The following is a 21,171-nucleotide window of genomic DNA, read 5'->3' on the forward strand; positions in this document are numbered from 1 at the left end:
ATCATGATGCAGAAGTTTTCCTTTGCCGCTGCTTACCGCTACACGGCTGCAAACTCTCTTGCCGCCCCTTTTGGCGCCGCCCGTCTGGGGGCCGCGGGTCTCGTCGCCGTCGGCCTGGTCACGCCAGCCGTCGCTTCTTCGCAACCGGCCGCTGTTACCGGCAGGGCCGCCAGCGATGACATTGTCGTCACCGCCAAGCTCACGCCGCGCGCGCTTTCGCAGGTGGGGCAGTCCGTCACTATTGTGGATGAGGCAACCATCGTTGCGCGTCAGGCGACGGACGTGATCGACATCATCCGCACTGTTCCCGGTCTCAGTGTCGATCGCAATGGCGGCATGGGCACGACCGCGGGCGTCTCCATTCGCGGTGCCGAAAGCGACCAAACCGTCGTGTTGATCGATGGCGTCAAGCTCAACGATCCGGCATCGCCGGGCAGCGGCTTCAACTTTGGCCCGCTGGTCGCCGGCAATGTCGCCCGGGTCGAAGTCGTGCGCGGCGCGCAGTCGGTACTCTACGGCAGTCAGGCGATCGGCGGCGTCGTTAACCTCATCACCCGTGAACCGACGCAGCAACCAGGCGGCCTTGCCCGCGTTGAACATGGCGCGCGTGACACATCGCAGCTTACCGGCAATCTGGCGAGCCGCCTTGGCCCTGTCGCAGCAAGCATTGGCGCCACTTTCCTGCGCACCGACGGCATCTCGGCCTTCAACCGCACGCGAGGCGGCGCTGAAAAGGATGGGTTTGAGAACCTCGGGTTGAACGGCAAGGTCAGAGCGGCCCTGACTGACGGGGCGTTTCTTGATCTGCGCGGCTTCTATGCCGACAGCACGGTGGATGTCGACGGCTTTACCGGCAACGGCTTTGGCGACACCGAGCAAGTCTCCTATCGCGAAGATCTGGTCGCGTATCGACCGCCGCGATGTCGATGAAGGCAGCGGCACCAGCATTGAGACCTTCGATGCCAATGTTACGAATACCAAGGGGTGCTGGGAATACCGGATCGTGCCGAAATCGCATTCGGAGCCGAATGCGAGGAGGCTCTTTATCGCAGCAGCAGCTTTGGTGGCGCGCCCGAACGTGCGGACACGTGGATCAACAGCATCTATGGCGAAGTCACCGCCGCCCCGTTCCGAGCGCCCGTGCCTGCAGGATTATCGCTGACCGCCGGCATCAGGCATGACGACCACCGCACCTTTGGCAGTGAAACCACTTTTGCTGCAAGCGGCGCCTTCACGCCTGACGAAGGCCCCACGGTCGTCCGGGCCAGCTACGGCGAGGGGTTCAAGGCGCCTTCCCTGTACCAGCTTTACAGCCAGTACGGAAACAGGAGCCTGCAACCGGAAACCGCTGACAGCTGGGATCTCGGCGTTACCCACAGCTTCCTTGGCGAGCGGGCGCAGATAGGTGCGACCCGGTTCGAGCGCGACACCACCAATCTCATCAACTTTGTCTCCTGCTTCGATCAGGCAGACCCCATCTGCGTGGACCGGCCGTTCGGCACCTGTGACAATATCGCGGCCGCATCGACGGACGGTTGGGAGTTGGGCATAGCGCTGTTCCCAGTCGATGGTTTCGATCTGGCGCTCAACTACACCATCGTCGATGCCTTTGACGACAGCAACGGGAACCGCCTTCCCCGTCGCGCGCGCGACAAGGTCAGTCTGATGGCCGACTACCGGATGGACGGCGGCATCGGGCTTGGCGCGACCGTGCTGATGGTCGGCGACAGTTTCGACAATGCGTCGAACACTCGGCCGCTAGATGGCTATGTCGTTGTCGATGTCCGTGCCAGCTACGCCATGCTGGAGAATGTGGAGCTGTTCGGACGGATTGAAAACAAGTTCGGTGCAGATTACGAAACCGTATTCCAGTACGGGCAGCCAGGCCGTGGCTTCTTCGGCGGCGTGCGTTACGCGATGTGATGCGCACCGCAAAGATCCTTGCGACACTTGCCACTCTGCTGCCGGGCAGCTGCGGCGCTGCGCCACAGCCGCACAGCGGCGCTGCGCAGCGGATCGTCAGCCTCGACTACTGCGCGGACCAGTATGTGCTGCGCTTTGCAGATCGACAGGACATATTCGCATTGTCGCTCGATGCGCAAGAGACCTTCTCCTGCATGGGTGACCGCGCAGAAGGGATCGCGACCGTGCGCCCCCGCACCGCAGACGTGCTCGCCCTGCGTCCCGATCTCGTCGTGCGGTCCTATGGCGGCGGAGCCGAAGCAGCCGCTTTCCTGCACCGCGCCGGCGTGCCGGTGGTACAATTGGGCTTTCCTGCGACTATCGGCGACGTTCGCGAGGAAGTCCGGCGCGTCGGCATCAGGCTTGGCGGGCCTGACCGGGCACAAGCAATCGCAGATCAGATGGACAGCCGCCTTGCCGCCCTTCCTGCCCGGTCCGGCAAGACAACCATCGCTCTTTACATGACGCCCGCCGGCGTCACCACAGGCGAGGGAAGCCTGGTACACGAAATGCTGCTTGCCGCTGCTTTCCTTGAGCAGACGGCAACGCAGATCGACAGCTGGAGCGCGGCGCGTCACCCGGTGGCGCGCGCGCAATTGCGCGATCTTCCGGTAGCAAAGCTCGAAGAGGCGTGGACATCATGCGGCGCCTCGTTCCGGCGCGGCGCAGTCGAGGCGCTGGCGCAGCAGGCAGCCCCATGAGCAGTGTCGCAAATGGTTCCGAAACCCGCCCGTCGCTGAACCGCCCGTCGCTGATCCGGCCGTCGGTGAACGCCCGTCCTTGAGCAGCATGCCAGCTGGTCTGTTGAACGCAGCCCCTGCGCTTGCGCTGGCAGTGGCAGTTGTTCTGGCATTGCTGCCGGGATCGGTGCCGCTTCCCCTGTCCCGGGTGCTTGGCGCCCTTGCGGGACAGGCAAGCACGGGTGACATGCTGATCGTGTGGCAGATCCGCCTTCCGTGCACGCTGGCAGCAGCAATCGTGGGCGGTGCACTGGGCATGAGCGGCGCTGCGTTGCCGGGCCTGCTGCGCAATCCGCGTGCGGAGCCGGGCATCCTGTTAGTGTCGGCCACTGCTGCTCTGTTTGCGACCTTTGGCCTTTATTTCGGATATGTGACGGCGGGGCCGTTCGTGCTGCCACTCGCAGCGGCGGCCGGCGCGCTGCTGGCAGCGATCGTGGTGGCGCTGACTGCGTTACGCACCCGGTCTGTCGTGACGCTGATCCTGATTGGCGTTGGCCTGTCGAGCTTTTCGGCGGCGGGCATGGCGCTCCTGATGAACCTAGCGCCCAACCCGTTTTCGCTCGCCGACATGGTAAACTGGATGCTTGGCACCATTGAAAACGGCAGCGTCGATGACCTGGTCTTTGCCGCGCCGTTCCTGATCGCGGGTGGCACGATCCTGCTGCTTGCGCGCCGCGGGCTGGCCGCATTGGCGCTTGGTGAGGAAGCCGCCGAAGGACTGGGCCTAGACCTTGCGCGCCAGCGGCTTGCCGTCATTGTCGGCGCGGGGCTTGCCACCGGAGGCGCAATGGCTTTGGCCGGCGCGATCGGCTTTGTCGGCATCATCGCGCCGCATCTCGTCAGACCCTTGGTGCGGTATGACCCATCCCGGTTGCTTGTTCCCTCTGCCTTTCTGGGTGCGCTCATTCTCGTGCTCGCCGATGTCGGCGTGCGGATCCTGCCCACCGATGCCGAGCTCAAGCTGGGCGTAGTCGCCTCGCTTATCGGAGCGCCGATCTTCGTGTGGATCGCAGGCCGCAGGCGTCTGGCATGACGCTCCTCAAGGCGGAGGCGCTGTCCTACACAGATCGTGCAAGCCCGCTGGTGCAGGATGCTTCCCTGACGCTGGAGGCAGTATCGCTGGTCATGCTGATCGGCCCGAACGGCTCCGGCAAGACCCCTCTGCTCAGCCTGCTGCTTGCCGGTTCGGGGATCTGCCGGTTACTAGGCACGGATATTGCGCGCATAGCTCCATCACACCGTGCGCGGATTGCCGCATATCTGCCGCAGTCCAGACCGATGGTCTGGCCTCAGCCGGTGCGCGATATCGTCGCCCTGGGAAGATTTGCGCATGGCGGCGCGCCTGCAAGGCTGTCCCTGCGCGACCACGATACCTTTGACGAGGCGATGACTGCCTGCGCCGTCAGCCATTTCGCGGAGCGTGCCGCTGACACGCTCTCGGGCGGGGAGCTGGCGCGTGTGCATCTGGCCCGTGCTCTTGCGACCAAGACACCGCTGCTGGTGGCCGCGAACCTGTCGCGGCGCTCGACCCGCGCCACCCGCATGAAGTGATGCAGCTTTTCTCCGCGCCAGCCGCAAGTGGCCGCTGTGTGCTTACAGTTGTGCACGACCTGACGCTTGCTGCGCGATACGCAGACAGGCTGATCTGGATGAAGGATGGCCGGATCGTGGCCGATGGCACCGTGCACAACACGCTGAAGGAAGGTCGACTGCGCGACGTGTTCGGCATTGCCGCCAGGATCAGCCAATCGGACGCCAGCCTTGCGATCCATATCGCCGGACCGGCCTGACGATTGCCCCGCTCCGGATCCTGGCTCCGGATTTTGTCACCACCGGCGCCCCATTAACCGCGTGACGAGCGGCTGCCGTTTGCCGGCCGCTGGCTCAGCACCACTGCGCGGAAGCAGCAGCGGTGTCCACGATCTCCACGCCGTTGATGCCAAGCGCCTCGCGTGCGTCATCGGGGTTCATGGCAAACACATCCTCGTACTTCATCAGGTAAAGCGGCGCGGACTCGCGGCCCACCCGCGCACCGCGTTCCACCGCGTTTTGCGTGACCAGCCATGTCTGCGGATAATGCAGCACCGCGCGCGTGATGATCCGCGTCGAACCAAGGATCGAGAATGCAGACAGCTCACCGGCCAGTTCCGGGCTCATGTGCACGAACAGATTGGTGAGCCGCATGTAATAAGGCACCAGTTCGCCGATGAAGTCGAAACCGCCGCCGCCAAGAATATGCTCAAGATCATGCGTCTGACCGGCACGCAAATTGAAATATTCAAAGTCATTGCGCGGCGTGAACGGCGGCACGATGTTCACATCGAGCTTGTTATCGCTCAATTGCGTGTAGAAAATGCCGCCGACGGTGTCGGGATCATACTGCTTGAGATCGTCGAGACTGAAGGTCGAGATGAACCCTTCGGAAAACCAGGCGTCGAGTTCCGTGTTCTGCTTGCGTTCCTGAGCGATCAGATCGTTGATATAGTCAATATCCTGCACTTCACGCAGGATCTGGACCAGCTGGATCGAATCGGAAGGCGTCGGCACGTCGGGACCGTTGCGCCGCAGCAGATGCGTCGCCACCCAGTCACGCACCCGCGCATCATTGAGATAGCGGGACGAGCTGACCAGCACGCTGCTGTCGGTCGGGACCTTTTCAATCCCCTGCATGAGATAGGAATAATCGTTCATTTCACTCTCCCTGGACTGAGCCTTGGTGTGAACCGGAGTTGGCAAGTTGCGCGGCAAGCGCGGATGGAACGGGTACGGGGAAGCGCAGCAGCATCTGCGCCATGCCCTTGGCCGCAGGATCAAGCCGGGTGCTGGCGTTGATCCCGCCTGTCAGCGCATCATGGATGACGAAGTTCACCGCATGCATTCCGGGCACATCGAACCTGTCCACCCGTGGCGGCTGTCCTTCAGGACCAAGATGACGGTACCAGTCGCTGATCGCATCACAGGTCAGCGCCGCGCGCAGATACGGCAGATATTCGGGCCGACGCGCGATCACCGCGACATTGAACAGGTGACCCTTGTCGCCGCTGCGCGCCCAAGCAAGCTGGACCAGATCGACCGCCGTGCCGCTTTGCTCGGATGGCGCGGGTGCGGCATCGGGAGCGGCTCTGGGGGCTGGCGCGGATTGTGCCGCCGGCACCCCTGCTGCTGCTCGCACTTCGCGCGTCTTGCCGTCGATTGTCATGGTCGGCGTGACCGTCTGCTTCCCGAGCAGAAACAGGAATACGCCGGTCATCGGCAGCACATTGGTGGCAAGATTGACTGACGTGCCGACCGACATGCCGGAAATGCCCGCCCATTGTTCACGAGCGAAGATTTCCGCGCCTTGCCGATCGGGGTGGTCTGCAACCAGCTTGCTGATGATCTCGCGCGATCCGGCATGACGGCCATGCGCGCCAAAGCTTGCCTCTCCGCCAATCAGGACGTTCTGAGTCAAAGTGAAGTCGGGCAGATTGCGCGCACGCAGCAGGGCACGCGCGCGGGCGAACAGCGCCTCTGCCTGCCGGGCGGCCTTTTCGCCTGCGTCCTCGCCGATTATGGGCTGATACGCGACGGTGCGCCAGCCGCCGTCAAAAGTGATGCACGCCTTGTAAGTGTCGGTCGGCGCGCGGCCTTTCGCACCTGTCACCCGCACGCGATCATGCGCGACCTGCTCCAGCCGCACATCGGAAAAGTCGCACCGCACGTCGGCAACGATGTAATCGGCAGGATCGCTGACTTCGTAAAGGATCTGTTCCGCAACCGTGCCGACCGACACCAGCCCGCCCGTACCATCGGGCTTGGTCATTACCACGCTGCCATCGGCGTGGCATTCGCCAATCGGAAAGCCGATGTTGGCCCAGTCGGGCACGTCGCGCCAGTCGGTAAAGGTGCCGCCCGTCACCTGCGCCCCGCACTCCAGCAGATGCCCCGCCAGCGTCCCTGCGGCCAGCAGGTCGAGATCGTCCGCGCCCCAGCCAAATTCATAAACCAACGGGCCCAGCACCACCGCGCTGTCGACGACGCGACCGGTGATGACGATGTCCGCGCCTTCTGCCAGCGCAGCGGCAATCGGAAACGCGCCAAGATATGCGTTGGCGCTCACCACATCGTCGGGAAAGGATGCGTCTATGAACATGTCGCGATGATCGGCCGCGCGCAGTTCGTCGAGCCGGTCGCGCAGATCGTCTCCGGCAACATAGGCGACTTTCAGCGACAGATCCTTCTCGCGGATCATCGCTTCAAGCGCGGCGGCGAGGCCGGCGGGATTGACGCCGCCGGCGTTCGCAACGACTTTCAGCCCTTGCGCCGCGATCTGATGAAGGTGCGGGCCGACATGAACGGTAAGAAAGTCGGTGCCGTATCCTAATGTCGGATCAGCCGCTTGCATCCGGCCGAAGATACCCATCGACCCTTCGGCCAGATAATCGAACACCAGATAATCAAGGCGGCCATCGTTAAGCAGCTGTGGCACCGAAAGCGCTGTGTCCGAGAAAGACGCCGTTGCGCCGCCTATGCGGATGATCTTTTCGTCGCCTGCAACTGCCGCCATGATGGATCCACTCCTTGTTTTTCGCACCATGACGGAAACTCTGGTCAAGAATTGCTACCATAGTTACACTTGGCTCATGGAAGGTGATGAGCGCAGTCTGGCCCTGGAAGTGCTGCTGAACGCAAGCTGGTTGCAAGGCTACCCCGCTGCAATGTCGCAAGTACTGGTGGCGCAGGGGCGACTCATCGCGCTGAAAAGCGGTGAATGGGCACAGGCAGAGGGCGACAGCCAGAACGGCCTCGTCATTGTCGTCAAGGGCCTGCTGCAATCCTATTGTGCGGCCAACAGCGATCGGGTCGTGCTGGTCGGTTTTGCAGGCTCCGGGTCGGTCTTGGGTCACGCCACGCGGTATAGCGGCGGGCCGCGGCTGGTGACCGCAGTGTGCGCACAGGACAGCACCTTGCTGCGGATATCGGAAGGCGCGCTTGACCGGGTTGCTGCGCTACACCCGGAATTGTGGCGGGCAATCGCCGATTTTACCTACAGCCACATGCGCAGCGCCTTGCGCATGGCGGCAGAGGCCATCTCGTTGCGCCCGCCCGCCCGAATTGCAGGGCGCCTCCTGGCCAATGCGCAGCAGGACCGCCATCGGGACACCGCAATCATCAGGATAAGTCAGGAACTGCTGGGCGAGATGACGGGGCTGACGCGCAAGACCATCAATCTGCATCTTTGCGCATTCGAGCGCGATGGTCTTGTCCGCCTTGGTTATGGCTGGATCGAATTGCGCGACATGGAACGGCTGCGCATGGTAACGAACGCCGGATAAAGCCGCGTTATGCGGGCACTGGCGCTCGCCGCTGCGCCCAACGGATACCGAAGTAGATCGCCAGTGCCACTGCCGATGCCGCAAGGATCGCCAGCACCGGCGATGCACCGGAGCTGAGGCGCACCGGTTCCAGCACGAACTGCACGAAGAACGGTCCGCCGAATATCGCCCCTTTCATCAATCCGACGACCCGGCCCCGGTTGTTCTCGTTGGATCGCTCGATGGCATACACCATCAGGCTTGGCATGAACAATCCGATGCCGATCCCTTCGACTCCCATGCCGAAGGACACGATGAAGGGACTTGATCCATAAGCCATGATGACAAGGCCGGTGGCGCTCGCCGCTGCACCCAACACAAAAGCCATGTCGAGTGACACGAAACGCCTGATCCGGCTGTAGGCGAACCCGACGATCACCACCGCGGCCGCTCCTGACAGCGCCGCGATCGCACGACCGGAACTGCTGTCCACTCCTACATCGGCAAGCCGGTGCGGCAGATAGGCCGCAGTGCCGGTCGCAATGCTGCCGGCGATCAGCCCGAGCAAGATGATCGGCGGCAAGAGGGCAAGTGGCACGCCTTGCACCACCTCTTCCTGTCGGGTGCTGGCCGTTCGTTTGGCGGGAATCCCGGCCAGCGAAAGCATGGCGGCAATGAAGCCGACGCCATAGATGAGGAAAGATCCGCGCCAGGAGGTATCGGCCATCATCCCTGCCACGACCGAAAGTCCCATCCCGGCAAGCGCGCCGGCCGCCGGGATCAGCCCTGACCACAGATTGCGTCCGTTTTCGTCCCAGAAATCTCCGATGACGGCAAAGGTCGCGACACCCATCGTTCCCAGCGCAATGCCGAGAATGAACCGCCCGACGATCACATGTTCAAGGCTTGTGGCAAAGATGATGCCGCAGCCCGCGGCGCCATAGACCAGTGCAGAAATTGCCATGACCAGTCGGCGGCTGAACCGGTCGCTCAACCACCCGCCGAGAAGGGAACCGAGCAGGATACCAAGACCCAGCACCGTCAGCGCCATGGTCACAGTCACATTGCCGTGGACGGTGCCGAATTCCCGCTCGATTTGCGGCAGGAGCGGGGACAGCGTGCCATTGGCAACGCCGCTCATCACCGCAAAGGCGATCAGCGCCGCGCGGCCGAACAGCCCAACAGCCGATGTGTCGCTGGTCGGCGATCGAGGTGGCGCAGGCGTCTCGTTCGCAGCAACAGCGGCATTCTTCAACGGCTCACCCCGGCAATTTGCATGTCAGCTTTCTCCTATCGTGGCATCGATCTGCTGCGCCAGCTTGATATCGCGTGTAGAGACGCCCCCAGCGTCATGCGTCGTCAGCCAGATTTCCAGTCGGTTGTAGACATTTGCCCATTCAGGGTGGTGATCGGCCTGCTCCGCTGCAAAACCGATCCGCACCATGGCCGCCAGTGCTTCTGCAAAGTCGGTGAAGACAATCTTGCGGTAAAGCGCCTGTCTGTCGGCATCATGGGTCCACAAGGGCAGCTTTGCCAATGCGTCATGCAAGGCGGGCTTTTCCAGCGGCTTGATTGCGGAGGAACTCATGCTGTGTTCTTTCGGTATGATCGTGGAAGATCGTCTGCCGTCGCTGCGAGGATGGACATGCCCGCCTGTCGCATCATCGACCCTGCATGTTCAGGAGCCTGCTCCGTACACTTCGACACCATCGCTGATCGTGCGTGCAACCGCGATCTTGTCAAGCTGTGCCGGGTCAGTGGTCAGCGGATCGGCATCGAGCACCACGAGATCGGCTTCCTTGCCAACAGCGATGGTGCCCTTGTCCTGTTCCTCGCCGATTTGCCAGGCGGCGTTGCGGGTGACCATCAGCAAGGCTTCGTAAGGCGTCGCTGCTTCTTCGATCCCGAGCTGTGCGCCGGACCGCGTCGTGCGGGTCACCGCCGCCCAGACCAGCCGCATGATGTCAGGTGGTACGATGGGCGTATCGTTGTGGATCGTCGGTACAAGGCCGATGTCAAGCGCATCCCGCATCGGCGAAATACGTGCCGCGCGCATTGCGCCCAACGTGACATCCCGGTGCCAGTCACCCCAGTAAAAGGTATGCGCGGCAAAAAAGCTGGGTTGAATATCAAGCGCTTTCATCTGCGCCAGTTGCCCGTCTCCAACCACCTGACTGTGGATGGCGATTGTGCGTTGTGCAGGATCAGAACCTGCACTGCGGGCAGCAGCCGTCATGTCGATGAGTTGCTGCATCGCTGCATCCCCGTTCACATGCACGAACAGCGGCCAGTGATTGGCGGCAGCTCGATCGATCCACTGGCGAAGCACATCGTCTTCGACCTGACGGTAGCCCTGGTAATCGGCGGGCCGGTCGTCGGGAACCTGATGATAGGGCTCCTTCAGCCAGGCGGTGCGACCCTGCGGCGATCCGTCAAGCAGCAGTTTGACGCCCGCAATGCTCAGCCTGGTCGGGCTTTGCCGCCCGATCGGCATGGTCGCCAGATTGGGCCATTCAGCGCGAAAGAACAGCAAGGCAGCAACGTCGATCTTGAGCGCACCTTGTTCATCGGCCGCCTTGAGCAGTTCATAATCCTCGACACTTGCCGCTCCGTCCTGTGCCGTCGTGATGCCGTAACCCGCGTAGATATCCTGCGCCCGGCCAAGGGCTTCCATCCGCTCATCCATGGTGCGCCTGGGCAGCAGTGCGAACAGCCGGTACATCGCGGCTTCCTCCACGACACCCGACGCAGTTGTCCCATCCGCCTCGCGCCGGATCACGCCTCCGGCAGGATCGGCCGCGTCACGCAGCAGGCCGGCAAGCTCGAGCGCGCGCGTGTTCCCGGCCGCAAGATGCCCGGAGGCGTGCAGCAGCATGATCGGCCGGTCGGCCGCCACGGCATCGAGTTCTTGCCGGGTAGGGTGTCGCTGCTCGGCAAGCTGCGCATCATCATAGCCAAAGCCCTGCACCAGAATACCAGGAGCAAGGTCGCGCTCCTTGATATATTCACGCAACGTCGATTGCAGCGAGGGTATGTCGCGCACGTTCGCTACAGGCGGCGGTGCCAGATTGGCAAAGTCGATGGTCCCTGCCAGCATTGACAAATGGCCATGCGCATCGATGAAGCCGGGCAGCATGGTTCTGCCTTCCAGATCGACGATGCTGGTCTGCGCGCCGGCGTGGCCAAGCAAATCCTGCGTCGATCCGGTGGCAAGGATCCGCCCGTTGCGAACCGCGACAGCCTGCCGCACATCATCGGCGGCTTCCATCGTGCGGACCACGCCGTTGATGTAGATCGTGTCGGCATGATCCTGCGCCACGACGGGCGCCGACCAGACCAGCATTGCCGACACCGCCGGACGTATCAACCACCCGCGAAGCTTGCTCTTCAATGCCGTGATCATCAAAGCCACAAGCTCACCTCCAAAACGACGGGTTTGCCAACACAGATGGCGTTTTTTCCAGACGATGCTGCAACGATCAGTCCAGCACGGCGGGGTCAAGACGGATTTCGCGCCGCGCCATTGCTTCCCAGAGGAACGGAAAGCCCATCGAGTCCGACATGCTGGCAACGCGAAGGGCGTCGGGATTGGTAATCGGCTGACCACCGCCCAGGACCTCGACCTGCCACGCCAGGCGGCAGCGGTGTTCAAGCGTGATCGCCCGCAGATGTGCCTGGCGGATGTTTTCGGCAACAACGAAGACACCATGGTTCTTCAGCATCGCCCATTTGCCCTGCCCCAGCGCATCGGCCGCTGCCTGTGCCTCTTCCGCTCCGTCTACGGTGCCGGCGTATTCGTCATACATGACAGGATCGCCCTCAACCAGACCGGAGCTCTGATCGTAGACGGGCGGGATCCGTCCGGCAGCCGACCAGACTGAGCCCCAGCGGGAATGATTGTGAATGACGACCCGCAGATTGTGCCTTTGCTTGTGAACCGCAAGATGAAGGCCGATAGCCGGCGTCACGTTCCACTCGCCCTCGATGACCTGTCCTGTTCCGTCCACGCGCACGATGTCGGACGCGGTCAGTTCATCCCATGCAAGCTCCCACGGATTGACCAGGAAAGTGCCTTGCGCGTTCGCATCCGCCAGCGTGATATGCCCGGCGATGTGATCGTCGTAGCCTTCCCGATGCAGCGTGCGGCACAGCAGCGCCACCTCCTGCCGTGGCGAAAGGTCCGGGATCAGCGGATGGCGCCCGGGCATGGGGCTCAACTCTTCAAGGGTCGGGATGCGCCGGGTGGACTGTTCCATGAGTTCTTCCTGGGTTTATATGCTTCAAAGTGACAAATGCAGAAGTGCGGTCGGCGATTAATCGGCAGCGGTGTTCGTGGTGGCGCCCTTGTCTTCGCGTTTTCTGGCAAGATATTCCGATTGCGTGATGAAACTGTGATCTGCCCGCGCGCGAAAGTTCACCATGTGCAACCCGTCAGGTCCTGCCTCGAAGCTGTAAAGCGTCTGACGCGCGATAAACACCGATGAACCCTTGGGGTACAATCGCTTGCCAAGCCGGATATCGCCTTCAACGACATAGATGATCTCGTCTTCTTCATGCGCGTGCACATTGATGACCGCATTGGCGGGATAGAAGATCTCCAACAGGTCAAGCCTTTCAGGATCATTGCGATCATGAGACTTGAACTCGCCTGCCATTTCGCCGGCCGTCATGCGTTCGTGCATCTGGGGCGGAACGACCGACCGGATCGGCGTCCAGACATTGGCGGCCCCATCCTGAACATGAACCTTGGACATTTGTCGTCTCCCAATCCGGATGCCTGCGAGGCAAGCCCTCGCCGTGCGGCCCGCTCGACATTCCGGCGTGTCGCACCCCAAAGGAACGGGGCAGGCCTTATCATCCTTCTCGTCACAAACTCGGTCGCGTCTGCCAAAGCAGCACGTCTTGTATTGTCACCAAAGTAGCATTTTGTTTTCGCGTGATCAAAACAAAGCGCGTTTCCGGCGATACGCTCACGGCAATCCGGTGTTGACCGCCGGATAGTTCAACAACGCAGTGCGAGATTGTGGCGGCTGAAAAACTGCGCGGCTCATCGGTCCGGGCAGGCATGGCGCAGTTCCATGGAACCATGGCTTCATCAGCGGACATTTTGTCGTAGCCTGCACCTTACCTGTAAACTGAGCCACTCCATGCTGCCAACCCATGCCGTTTGTGACAGAAGCTTCGGGACGAAGGGAGGCGCCGTGCTTTGCCATGCCCCGATGCCTACCCGTGCCTGCTCCCGGTCAGGCGCTTACAACATAAACGCAGATGAGGCGGTTGCGTTCGATCTGTTGGACCTAGGATGTCTCCTTGAGGCGCTTGAAGACTGCGATGCCCTGTTCCTGATGCGTCCGCCGACCATCACCGCGCGCAAGCCATTCGATGATCTGCTGTCAGCCGCGGCGCGAACAGCCGCATGCAGCTTCACCGGCACATGGAGGCAGCAGTCCGGGCAAACGGCATCGGGTACACATTCCTGCGACTGACCGACTTCATGCAGAACCTTGTGGACGTACATGCCCGTTCCATCCGCTCACCTGTGGCGCGGATACGACATGACCGGACCGCAAGTGCTCGGCTTCGCTGATGTTGCGCAAACCATCACCCGGGAGCTCGGCGCGCGCCCGGTTCATTGTGATGCAGGTCCGGTTTCCGGGCTCCTGTTCGAACAGGTCGGTCGTTCAAAGGTATCGGCAATGTCGCTGCTCATGGCAGCGCTTTACCCTGGGCAGCGCCTTGGCAAGGCCGCCCCGGTGCTGCGTGAATACACCCGCCTGACTGATTGCCTGCCGGAAGATCCGCATGGCTTTGTGCATCGTATCTGCCACAGCTTCATCGTGCGATCGCCAGCGAGCTTGCCGGAAGCCAACGCTGGTCCACGGGAACTTATCTGCGACATTGTCCGGCATGGCGGCGGGCAATCTAATGCTGATTGACTGCAAGACCGCCAGCAGTAGATTGCGGACCATGATGAAAGGCGTGAGCCTGACACGAGCGGGGCTTACCAGGTGGTGGAGGATTGATGCGAACATTGATGGCGTTTGTAGCCGGGGTTGCTGCAATGCATCCGGTGGCGGGTTTGGCCCAGCCAGAGCAGCAGGCCGAGGCGCCGCAATCGCAGCTTCGCGAAGCGGCCGCGCCGGCCGCCATGTCCGCGTCTTCCATAGGCAGCATGCGCACCGGGCCTGACCGCATGTTTAAAGGGGCCGACCTGTTCGACCTTGCCATGGCAGCCGACCCGCAGATCAGCGCCGATGGTCGTCACATCGCTTATGTGCGCCGGTCCAACGACATCATGTCGGATCGCATGAAAAGCGCCATCTGGCTCATCGACACTGAAACGAGCGAGGAAACGCCGCTCGCGGGACAGAACGGCGATGCCTTTTCCCCGCGCTGGTCGCCTGATGGCAAGCGCCTTGCCTATGTCTCCACGCAGGATGGAACCGCACAGCTCTGGGTCCGCTGGATGGACGAAGGCGAGGCCATCCGGCTGACCGGTCTGCCGGCCAGTCCGGGCACGCTTGCCTGGTCGCCCGATGGACGGTCCATTGCCTATTCCATGCTGGTGAAGGACGAAGGGCTCAAGCTTGGTGCCGCTCCCGATCAAAAGCCTGAAGAAGCACAATGGGCCGAACCGCTCGAAATCTATGACCTGCTCACCTATCGCGCCGATGGCGAGGGCTACATCGAGCCGGGCTATGAAAAGATCTTTGTCGTTGCTGCTACAGGTGGTGCCCCGCGGCAGCTGACGTTTGGCCCCTATCATGATGGCGGGCCGCTGAGCTGGTCGCCTGACGGCACCACGCTCTATTTCGGCGCCAACCGGCAGCCCGACTGGCAAACGGACCCGGTGGATGGAGAGATCTGGGCGCTTGACGTCGCCAGTGGCAGGCTTGCTGCGCTGACCAATCGCGACGGACCCGATCAGGCGCCCAGCGTGTCCCCCGACGGACGCCTCATTGCCTACCTTGGCTTCGACGATGTGCGCCGCGCCTACGAACACCACGATCTTTACGTCATGAACCGTGATGGCTCAGGCATTCGCAACCTGACTGCCGAGTGGGACTATGATCCTGGCAACATCATGTGGGATGCTGCCGGGCGCGCAATCTATGCCCAGTATGACGTGCGCGGAGAAACCAGAGTTGCCCGGATCGGCCTTGACGGGTCAGTGCGCGACGTGGCCGAGGGGCTTTCGGGCGGCGGCCTGGACCGGCCTTACACAGGCGGCAGCTTTTCGGTATCGGACAAGGGCCTGGTCGCCTTTACCGGCGGCACTTCTGCCCGCCCTGCCGAAGTGCAGCTCGCTCGTGGCGGTAACACCCGCACACTGACTGATCTCAACAGCACGCTGCGCGCGGTAAAGGCGCTTGCACCCGTGCGCAAGATCACTGCTTCATCAAGCCATGACGGCATTGAAATCGATGGCTGGCTTACTCTGCCGCCCGGCTACCGGGAAGGAAGCCGGGTGCCGCTGATCCTGGAAATCCATGGCGGTCCGTTTGCCGCCTATGGCCCTCATTTTGCGACCGATAACCAGCTTTACGCCGCCGCCGGCTACGCTGTGTTGTCAGCCAATCCGCGCGGCTCCACCAGCTATGGTGAAGCGTTCGCCAACAGGATAGACAAGGCGTATCCCGGCGATGATTACCTCGATCTTATGAGCATCGTGGATCGAGCCATCGAACTCGGCATCGCTGATCCTGACGCCCTGTTCGTGACCGGAGGATCGGGCGGCGGGGTGCTGACCAGCTGGATCATCGGCAAGACCAACAGGTTCAAGGCCGCCGCCACGCAAAAGCCGGTCATCAACTGGACCACGCAGGCACTTACCTCGGATGGACCAGCGGTGTTCGGCCCCTACTGGATCGGATCGCAGCCTTGGGAGGATCCGGTCGCCTATTGGGAGCGGTCACCGCTTTCGCTGGTAGGCAATGTGGCAACCCCGACGCTGGTGGTGGTCGGCAGCGAGGATTACCGCACGCCGGTCAGCGAAGCGGAACAATATTACACCGCCCTGCGCCTGCGCGGCGTGCCCACAGCTCTGGTAAAGGTGCCTGGCGCCAGCCACGGCGGTTTTGCCGCCCGACCCTCGCAAAGCGCGGCCAAGGCATCGGCGATACTGGCCTGGTTCGACAAGTACCGCCTCGGCTGGGCCCCATCGGCTGTCGGCGCTGCCAGCCAGTAAGCGCATGATCTGCCGCGTGCGCAGGGCCGTCTCGTTGAAGCAAGAGGCGGTCCGTTCGCACAGGCATCGGCCTGCTCCAGCGCCACCGCTGCTTCGTCAAGGCCGGTGCGCGGCGGGTCTCTGCGGCCCGGCGTCAGCACGGGTGCCGCTTGCTTGCTTCAGGGGTGACCACAGACGGGCTGGCAGCGCGCGCGGCAGATCTGCTGTGGGCATCATCGCCCCTGCCGAACCTGTCTGCACAAGCGCCAGCAGTTCCGGCCATACGTGTGCTGTTCTGCCGTCCGGTGTCGACAAGCCTCTGACGCTCAGGCAGCCTTCCGCTTGCACCAGACGATGAACATGCACCGTGATGCCGGGCAGGCCAGCGCCGAAGCGGTGCCTCCGCAGATTCATGCCGCTCGCCCCGGGACATTCGCCGAAGCTCTTTATCCGGTTTCTACAAGCATGGTTCTGGACGATCGTTTCGAAGCGTCGTATGTCTTGCAGGATTACAGCCGCTGGTCTGGACAGGCGCTGCTGGACCAAGGGGTGCGCGCATGAATTTTCCACATTTGATGGCGGGCGCTGTACTGCTTTTTGCTCTGTCGTCTTGTGGCGGCGGATCGGGCGACAAACCGACCAGCATCCCTGTCCCGCCTGCACCGGACACCACCAACACCAGTCTCAAGAATCTGCGGTTCAGCCAATCCTTTACAAATGATGCGACCAGCCTGTCGGGCGCTTGGGATACGGTGACCGGTACTGCGGTGAAAGGCGATGCCGAAGCGGACAAGGTCAGCGTCAGTTACAACGCGGACACGAAAACCTATACCGTCGGTGCGGGCACCAGCAGCACTTTCGGGGAGCAGGACATCGTCGAGCAGGATGATCTGGATACCCGCTATGACCGGAAGACCGAAGGCGGCAGTGAGCAGTTTACCTTGCTGGGCCCGACCGATGTGCAGACGGTCGATCCGCAATATGTCGCCATCGCCTTTCTGCAACGCAATGCCGTGATCGATAAAATGCAGAATGTGGAGTTTTCGACGTTCACCTATGGGCTTCCTGCTGCCGCCGCAATGGTGCCAAGGAGCGGTGAAGCGGCGTTCGACACAGATGTATTCGGTCTGGTCACGAAACCGGGAGAAGAGCCGGCTACCTTCCGGGGTCTTGGCGCATTCAGCGTTGATTTTGCCGAAGGCGTGTTCACCACCACCACCCCTATTACTCAATTTGGCCTTGTGACCGGCAGGGAAGTTTCAGGAGGAGGCATTGAACTGGTGGCTTCCGGCCGATTGACGTCCGGCACCAACGGCTTTTCGGGTCCTGCGTCTCTTGGGAGTCCGTATGGGCTGGCTTCGGGCACCATCGCGGGACGCTTCTACGGCCCCTCTGCCCAGGAACTGGGCGCAAGTTTCCAAGCCAATGGCCCGGATGGAATGGCAGCGGTAGGGTCCCTTGTCGGTGTGAAGGACTCCCGTCTGACTGCTGAAAACCAGACGCTGACCAATCTCAAGCGCGAACAGCTCTTTTACCTGCGGGGCGGAGGTTCGGTTGGCTCGATCAACGTGCTGAATTCCCAAACTTTTGTTTTTAGCGCGCCGAGTTCCGACATGCTGAGCGGGCGATTTTCGGTCAACGACAAGATCGCCAGCAAGGATGCCAATTTCACCACCTACGCTAAAACCGGGGACGCCGGTTACGGTGTGCAGGATGTCGTTCTTGAGCTTTACCGCCCCGGTGCTGCCAACAACGAGGTTGCGCTGACCTACGCCTCATTCGGACACTGGTCCGGCAAGAGCGAGACTGAAAACAAGGATTATTATTTCGTCTACGGCTTCCAGACCGCCAACAATCTGCTGACGGCGCGAACCGGGCGCGCGCAATATTCGGGCGTGGCGTATGGCACCGGTGTCAATGCCGATGCGTCTCGCAGATATGCCATGGAAGGCACATCCAGCTTCAACATAGATTTCAGCCGCCAGAACTTTGGTGGGCAACTTGCCTTGAAAGGCACCGAACATGCGACGGGTTCCAGCACGGATTTCGGCAGGTATGACATTGACGGCGCACTCTACTCCACCGCTTCTTTCTTGAGCGGCGACATTTCAAACGGCGCCAACCCACTCGGCACGTTCGAAGGGTACTTCTTCGGCTCAGACGCACAGGAACTGGCCGGCACCTTCTATTTTGTCGCACCTGCAGGTACCGCAGAAGCATTGGACGTCGGCATCAGCGGCGCGACGGTAGCGAAGCGGAACTGACCATCTTGCACCCATCGTGAAGATACAGGCGCGGATCGCATGTGCAGAAACACCGGCGCTCGATTACTGAGGACGACGGGTGACGGATGGACGCGATGCGTTTGAAAAACAGCCTTCGCACCGTGGCTGCAGCTCTCCTGCTGCGGTCCAGGGGCGCGTCGGTCGACGGCATGGCACCGCTGCTCATCGCGTGCCTGTTAGTGCCGTCTCCTGTGTCGGCGCAGGCAGCCACGGCGCCTGAACAGCCGGCGCAACTGACAACCAAGCGCCTGTTCGACCTTGCGGATGCTGCTCGTGACAGGGGCGACTACGCACTGGCAAGGCAACTCTACGAAGCGCTGGCGGTCAATGAGCAGGGCGAGCTCAGGCGCGAGGCACTGTTTCGCACAGCCATGATGCTGGCCGATAATCAGCAGGAATACGCCCGGGCCGCCCTGCTGTTGCGGCAGATCCTCGACGAGGCACCGGGCGCGGCCCGCGTGCGCGTTGAACTTGCCCGCATGCAGGCCATGACGGGAAACCTGCGTGCAGCCGAGCGGGAACTGCGCGCGGCACAGGCAACCGGCCTGCCGCCAGCGGTGGAACAGATGGTCCGGTTCTACGCGCAGGCGCTGAACGCCAGGCGGCCGCTTGGCGTCAGCTTCCAGATTGCCGTTGCACCAGACAGCAACATCAATCGCGCCACGCGTTCCGGCACGCTTGAAACCATCATTGGCGACTTCGTGCTGGACGATGATGCAAGAAAGACCTCCGGCATCGGCCTCACGCTCCAGGGACAGGCTTTTGCCAGAACCGGCATAGGCGCGCATGCCGACCTGCTGGTCCGGCTTTCGGGCGGCGGCGATCTTTACCGCAGCAGTCAGTTTGACGATTACCAGCTCGCCCTGCAGGTCGGGCCGCAATATTCGATTGGTGCAGGACGTCTGGATCTTGCGGCAACAGCTTCGCATCGCTGGTTTGGCCGCAATCCCTATTCCATGCTGATCGGCGTCAACGCAGATTACCAGATGCCGGTATCGAAAAGCGCGCAGTTGCGCGTCACGGGATCGGCCGGGCGTCTGGATAACCGCGTCAACGATCTGCAAACGGGTGCGCAATATAGCTTGCGGACAAGGCTGGACGCTGCCCTTGACGCGCGGACAGGTGTCGGCGGAAGTTTACTGGCATCGCGCGCAAACGCTCGCGATCCGGGCTATGCGACCGCCAGCGGAGGAGTGGACGGTTACGCCTTCAGGGAATTGGGCGCGACCACCTTGGTCCTGGAGGTCAATTATCTGCACCTGGAAGCGGACCGCCGGCTGGCCTTGTACCCGCGCCGCCGCGTCGACGACCGGCTTGGCGCCAGAATATCCAGCACCTTTCGCGGCCTGCGCATCGGGCGCTTTGCCCCCTTGCTGCGCATCGGATATGAAAAGAACATGTCCCGCGTGACGATCTACGATTATGATCGTCTGTCAGGAGAAATAGGAGTCACAGGCGCGTTTTGATGGGTGCCGCCGGTAATTGACTGCAAGAAACGCCGGTCGGCGCAGCTGCCAGGCCACTTCGCGACCCGGCTGTGGGCAAGCGCAGATCGATGGCAAGGCGCCGCTTGCCCCCCGCTTGTTCATTGGCCCCCGACTAGTTGCGCGCCACCATGCGCTGCCCCTTCGCGCTGACGCCATCAGCATATTTGCAGGAGGAGACAGGGCCGCTGGATGGACAATGATGATCGGTCAGCCGCGACACTACGCAACGTCGCGGCTGCGACAGATCGCCAGCACGCCAGAGCAGCATCGAGCCCGGTTGATGATACTGCTTGATGTCACCTTGAGGATCGCTAGTTTGTCGCCAGGCATCTGCTCAACGACTTGTGCAGGGTTTCCTCGATCAGTCTGGTTGCAGACGATATTCGTCCCCGGCGACCAGATGCGCGCGTTACCTCGACCTTTGCCCGGAGACTGCTGATGAATGCAAGCGACTGGATGGCACTGCGGCGATCGGCCGAGATCTACGCGCGCGGTGCGGACCGGCGCAGCGAGGCGGATTGGCGCGCTGTTCTGGCCGACGAGATCGAGATTGCCGGACCCGGCTTTTCCATTGCGGGGCTCGAAGCAAACCTTGCCTCCCTCGCCCGCTTGGGGGAGATGTTCAAGGCCACCCGCCACCTGGTTCACAATCAACTGGCGCAGATCGATGGAGATCGGGCCAAGGGCGAAACCTACAGCACTGCCGAACATCGGCTGGCAGGCGAACATGGCGACATGCTGCTGGTATGGGCAATTCGTTATCAGGACGAATGGCGCCGGGAAGCCGGCACCTGGCGCTTCACCCGCCGTGAGCTGATCCTGGATTGGGAGGAACTGCGCGCGCTCAAAGAGGAGCCTGCTCCCTGACCTGCGTGCTGTCCAGCAAGACTGCCGCCAGCACCGCTGCTGCCACCCTGCTGGACACATGTTGCACTGATCGCCCAGCGAACAGTCGTCATGGACAACGCGGCCAGCAGCATCCATGCAATTACCTGCCCTGCTCCGCTTGCTTCGTGGCTGTTCAGCGGTAAAGCATCCCGGGTCTGTGGCACCCGAGTGTCTCGCTTGCGCACTGCGTGACAAGGGGTTGGCTCACGACGGCGTCCGACACTTCAATCCTTCGGCGTAGTAACATCGCGGGCTTGGCAAGCTCAAGGCCATGCGTTTCCTGCGCGCATTCGTGCTCCGGAAACCCGTTCCACTGCCTGCCGCACACCAGATTGCGGGGTCGACCGA

At 62.1% G+C, this 21,171-nt stretch carries 21 protein-coding genes; 13 read left to right on the forward strand and 8 right to left on the reverse strand.

All coding sequences use genetic code 11. The features are described 5' to 3' along the window. Positions 1-6: 6 nt before the first annotated feature. The 6 genes from RM533_RS07025 to RM533_RS07050 all read left to right on the forward strand — a co-directional run bounded on the left by RM533_RS07025 (position 7) and on the right by RM533_RS07050 (position 4,492). Positions 7-930 (forward strand): TonB-dependent receptor, encoded by a 924-nt coding sequence (locus RM533_RS07025; RefSeq protein WP_311340517.1) that lies wholly within the window; start codon positions 7-9, stop codon positions 928-930. Between the two features lie 54 nt (positions 931-984). Then, on the forward strand, positions 985-1,923 hold the full coding sequence (locus RM533_RS07030) for a TonB-dependent receptor domain-containing protein (RefSeq protein ID WP_311340518.1): 939 nt from the start codon (positions 985-987) through the stop codon (positions 1,921-1,923). Next, the gene (locus tag RM533_RS07035; RefSeq protein ID WP_311340612.1) at positions 1,923-2,663 is read left to right on the forward strand and encodes an ABC transporter substrate-binding protein; all 741 of its coding nucleotides are present in this window, start codon (positions 1,923-1,925) and stop codon (positions 2,661-2,663) included. The genes RM533_RS07030 and RM533_RS07035 overlap by 1 nt, the downstream gene beginning before the upstream one ends. Positions 2,664-2,766: 103 nt before the next feature. Continuing rightward, entirely contained in the window at positions 2,767-3,735 is a 969-nt protein-coding gene (locus RM533_RS07040) for a FecCD family ABC transporter permease (RefSeq protein ID WP_311340519.1), read from the forward strand. Next, positions 3,732-4,253, forward strand: coding sequence for an ABC transporter ATP-binding protein (locus RM533_RS07045; protein ID WP_311340520.1), 522 nt, complete (start codon positions 3,732-3,734; stop codon positions 4,251-4,253). The genes RM533_RS07040 and RM533_RS07045 overlap by 4 nt, the downstream gene beginning before the upstream one ends. A gap of 38 nt (positions 4,254-4,291) precedes the next feature. After that, positions 4,292-4,492 carry a hypothetical protein gene (locus RM533_RS07050; RefSeq protein WP_311340521.1) on the forward strand — a complete coding sequence of 67 codons (201 nt, stop codon included), beginning with the start codon at positions 4,292-4,294 and terminating at the stop codon, positions 4,490-4,492. Positions 4,493-4,586: 94 nt separating this feature from the next. Here RM533_RS07050 and RM533_RS07055 read toward each other — a convergent pair whose 3' ends face one another. After that, the gene (locus RM533_RS07055) at positions 4,587-5,393 is read right to left on the reverse strand and encodes a Coq4 family protein (protein WP_311340522.1); all 807 of its coding nucleotides are present in this window, start codon (positions 5,391-5,393) and stop codon (positions 4,587-4,589) included. 1 nt (position 5,394) lies between these two features. Further along, a complete protein-coding gene (locus tag RM533_RS07060; protein ID WP_311340523.1) occupies positions 5,395-7,248 on the reverse strand; it encodes an acyclic terpene utilization AtuA family protein in 1,854 nt (617 codons plus the stop codon). Here RM533_RS07060 and RM533_RS07065 point away from each other — a divergent pair. After that, a complete protein-coding gene (locus tag RM533_RS07065) occupies positions 7,247-8,017 on the forward strand; it encodes a Crp/Fnr family transcriptional regulator (RefSeq protein ID WP_311340524.1) in 771 nt (256 codons plus the stop codon). The two genes, RM533_RS07060 and RM533_RS07065, sit on opposite strands and share 2 nt — an antisense overlap. A 7-nt stretch (positions 8,018-8,024) precedes the next feature. Here RM533_RS07065 and RM533_RS07070 read toward each other — a convergent pair whose 3' ends face one another. The 6 genes from RM533_RS07070 to RM533_RS07095 all read right to left on the reverse strand — a co-directional run bounded on the left by RM533_RS07070 (position 8,025) and on the right by RM533_RS07095 (position 13,102). Further along, the gene (locus RM533_RS07070) at positions 8,025-9,251 is read right to left on the reverse strand and encodes an MFS transporter (protein ID WP_311340525.1); all 1,227 of its coding nucleotides are present in this window, start codon (positions 9,249-9,251) and stop codon (positions 8,025-8,027) included. Positions 9,252-9,275: 24 nt separating this feature from the next. After that, positions 9,276-9,584 carry a 4a-hydroxytetrahydrobiopterin dehydratase gene (locus RM533_RS07075; RefSeq protein ID WP_311340526.1) on the reverse strand — a complete coding sequence of 103 codons (309 nt, stop codon included), beginning with the start codon at positions 9,582-9,584 and terminating at the stop codon, positions 9,276-9,278. 90 nt (positions 9,585-9,674) lie between these two features. Continuing rightward, positions 9,675-11,399 carry an amidohydrolase gene (locus tag RM533_RS07080; RefSeq protein ID WP_311340527.1) on the reverse strand — a complete coding sequence of 575 codons (1,725 nt, stop codon included), beginning with the start codon at positions 11,397-11,399 and terminating at the stop codon, positions 9,675-9,677. Between the two features lie 76 nt (positions 11,400-11,475). Then, positions 11,476-12,252, reverse strand: coding sequence for a class II aldolase/adducin family protein (locus RM533_RS07085; protein ID WP_311340528.1), 777 nt, complete (start codon positions 12,250-12,252; stop codon positions 11,476-11,478). A 57-nt stretch (positions 12,253-12,309) separates the two neighbouring features. Then, complete coding sequence (locus RM533_RS07090) at positions 12,310-12,750, reverse strand: cupin domain-containing protein (protein ID WP_311340529.1); 441 nt, start codon at positions 12,748-12,750, stop codon at positions 12,310-12,312. 112 nt (positions 12,751-12,862) lie between these two features. Next, positions 12,863-13,102, reverse strand: a complete 240-nt coding sequence (locus RM533_RS07095; RefSeq protein WP_311340530.1) for a hypothetical protein — start codon at positions 13,100-13,102, stop codon at positions 12,863-12,865. A gap of 449 nt (positions 13,103-13,551) precedes the next feature. Here RM533_RS07095 and RM533_RS07100 point away from each other — a divergent pair, with 449 nt between their 5' ends. From RM533_RS07100 to RM533_RS07125, 6 genes are all read left to right on the forward strand, one after another. Beyond that, positions 13,552-13,932 (forward strand): hypothetical protein, encoded by a 381-nt coding sequence (locus RM533_RS07100; RefSeq protein ID WP_311340531.1) that lies wholly within the window; start codon positions 13,552-13,554, stop codon positions 13,930-13,932. A gap of 98 nt (positions 13,933-14,030) precedes the next feature. Continuing rightward, a complete protein-coding gene (locus tag RM533_RS07105; RefSeq protein ID WP_432265045.1) occupies positions 14,031-16,184 on the forward strand; it encodes a prolyl oligopeptidase family serine peptidase in 2,154 nt (717 codons plus the stop codon). A 333-nt stretch (positions 16,185-16,517) separates the two neighbouring features. Next, on the forward strand, positions 16,518-16,724 hold the full coding sequence (locus tag RM533_RS07110; protein ID WP_311340532.1) for a hypothetical protein: 207 nt from the start codon (positions 16,518-16,520) through the stop codon (positions 16,722-16,724). Further along, complete coding sequence (locus RM533_RS07115; protein WP_311340533.1) at positions 16,721-18,427, forward strand: transferrin-binding protein-like solute binding protein; 1,707 nt, start codon at positions 16,721-16,723, stop codon at positions 18,425-18,427. The genes RM533_RS07110 and RM533_RS07115 overlap by 4 nt, the downstream gene beginning before the upstream one ends. A gap of 122 nt (positions 18,428-18,549) precedes the next feature. Further along, positions 18,550-19,914 carry a surface lipoprotein assembly modifier gene (locus RM533_RS07120; RefSeq protein WP_311340534.1) on the forward strand — a complete coding sequence of 455 codons (1,365 nt, stop codon included), beginning with the start codon at positions 18,550-18,552 and terminating at the stop codon, positions 19,912-19,914. A 459-nt stretch (positions 19,915-20,373) separates the two neighbouring features. Then, positions 20,374-20,802, forward strand: coding sequence for a nuclear transport factor 2 family protein (locus tag RM533_RS07125; RefSeq protein WP_311340535.1), 429 nt, complete (start codon positions 20,374-20,376; stop codon positions 20,800-20,802). Positions 20,803-21,171: the final 369 nt, after the last annotated feature.

Source organism: Croceicoccus esteveae (assembly GCF_031846435.1).
Classification (GTDB): Bacteria; Pseudomonadota; Alphaproteobacteria; order Sphingomonadales; family Sphingomonadaceae; genus Croceicoccus; species Croceicoccus esteveae.

Bases quoted from the DNA above. Each gene is read 5' to 3' on its own strand.
- RM533_RS07075 (WP_311340526.1), bottom strand. From the start codon at position 9,584: ATGAGTTCCTCCGCAATCAAGCCGCTGGAAAAGCCCGCCTTGCATGAC.
- RM533_RS07035 (WP_311340612.1), top strand. From the start codon at position 1,923: ATGCGCACCGCAAAGATCCTTGCGACACTTGCCACTCTGCTGCCGGGC.
- RM533_RS07060 (WP_311340523.1), bottom strand. From the start codon at position 7,248: ATGGCGGCAGTTGCAGGCGACGAAAAGATCATCCGCATAGGCGGCGCA.
- RM533_RS07090 (WP_311340529.1), bottom strand. From the start codon at position 12,750: ATGTCCAAGGTTCATGTTCAGGATGGGGCCGCCAATGTCTGGACGCCG.
- RM533_RS07110 (WP_311340532.1), top strand. From the start codon at position 16,518: ATGAACATGCACCGTGATGCCGGGCAGGCCAGCGCCGAAGCGGTGCCT.
- RM533_RS07065 (WP_311340524.1), top strand. From the start codon at position 7,247: ATGATGGATCCACTCCTTGTTTTTCGCACCATGACGGAAACTCTGGTC.
- RM533_RS07095 (WP_311340530.1), bottom strand. From the start codon at position 13,102: ATGTCCGCTGATGAAGCCATGGTTCCATGGAACTGCGCCATGCCTGCC.
- RM533_RS07085 (WP_311340528.1), bottom strand. From the start codon at position 12,252: ATGGAACAGTCCACCCGGCGCATCCCGACCCTTGAAGAGTTGAGCCCC.
- RM533_RS07025 (WP_311340517.1), top strand. From the start codon at position 7: ATGCAGAAGTTTTCCTTTGCCGCTGCTTACCGCTACACGGCTGCAAAC.
- RM533_RS07100 (WP_311340531.1), top strand. From the start codon at position 13,552: ATGACCGGACCGCAAGTGCTCGGCTTCGCTGATGTTGCGCAAACCATC.
- RM533_RS07080 (WP_311340527.1), bottom strand. From the start codon at position 11,399: ATGATCACGGCATTGAAGAGCAAGCTTCGCGGGTGGTTGATACGTCCG.
- RM533_RS07115 (WP_311340533.1), top strand. From the start codon at position 16,721: ATGAATTTTCCACATTTGATGGCGGGCGCTGTACTGCTTTTTGCTCTG.
- RM533_RS07125 (WP_311340535.1), top strand. From the start codon at position 20,374: ATGAATGCAAGCGACTGGATGGCACTGCGGCGATCGGCCGAGATCTAC.
- RM533_RS07055 (WP_311340522.1), bottom strand. From the start codon at position 5,393: ATGAACGATTATTCCTATCTCATGCAGGGGATTGAAAAGGTCCCGACC.
- RM533_RS07045 (WP_311340520.1), top strand. From the start codon at position 3,732: ATGACGCTCCTCAAGGCGGAGGCGCTGTCCTACACAGATCGTGCAAGC.
- RM533_RS07105 (WP_432265045.1), top strand. From the start codon at position 14,031: ATGGCGTTTGTAGCCGGGGTTGCTGCAATGCATCCGGTGGCGGGTTTG.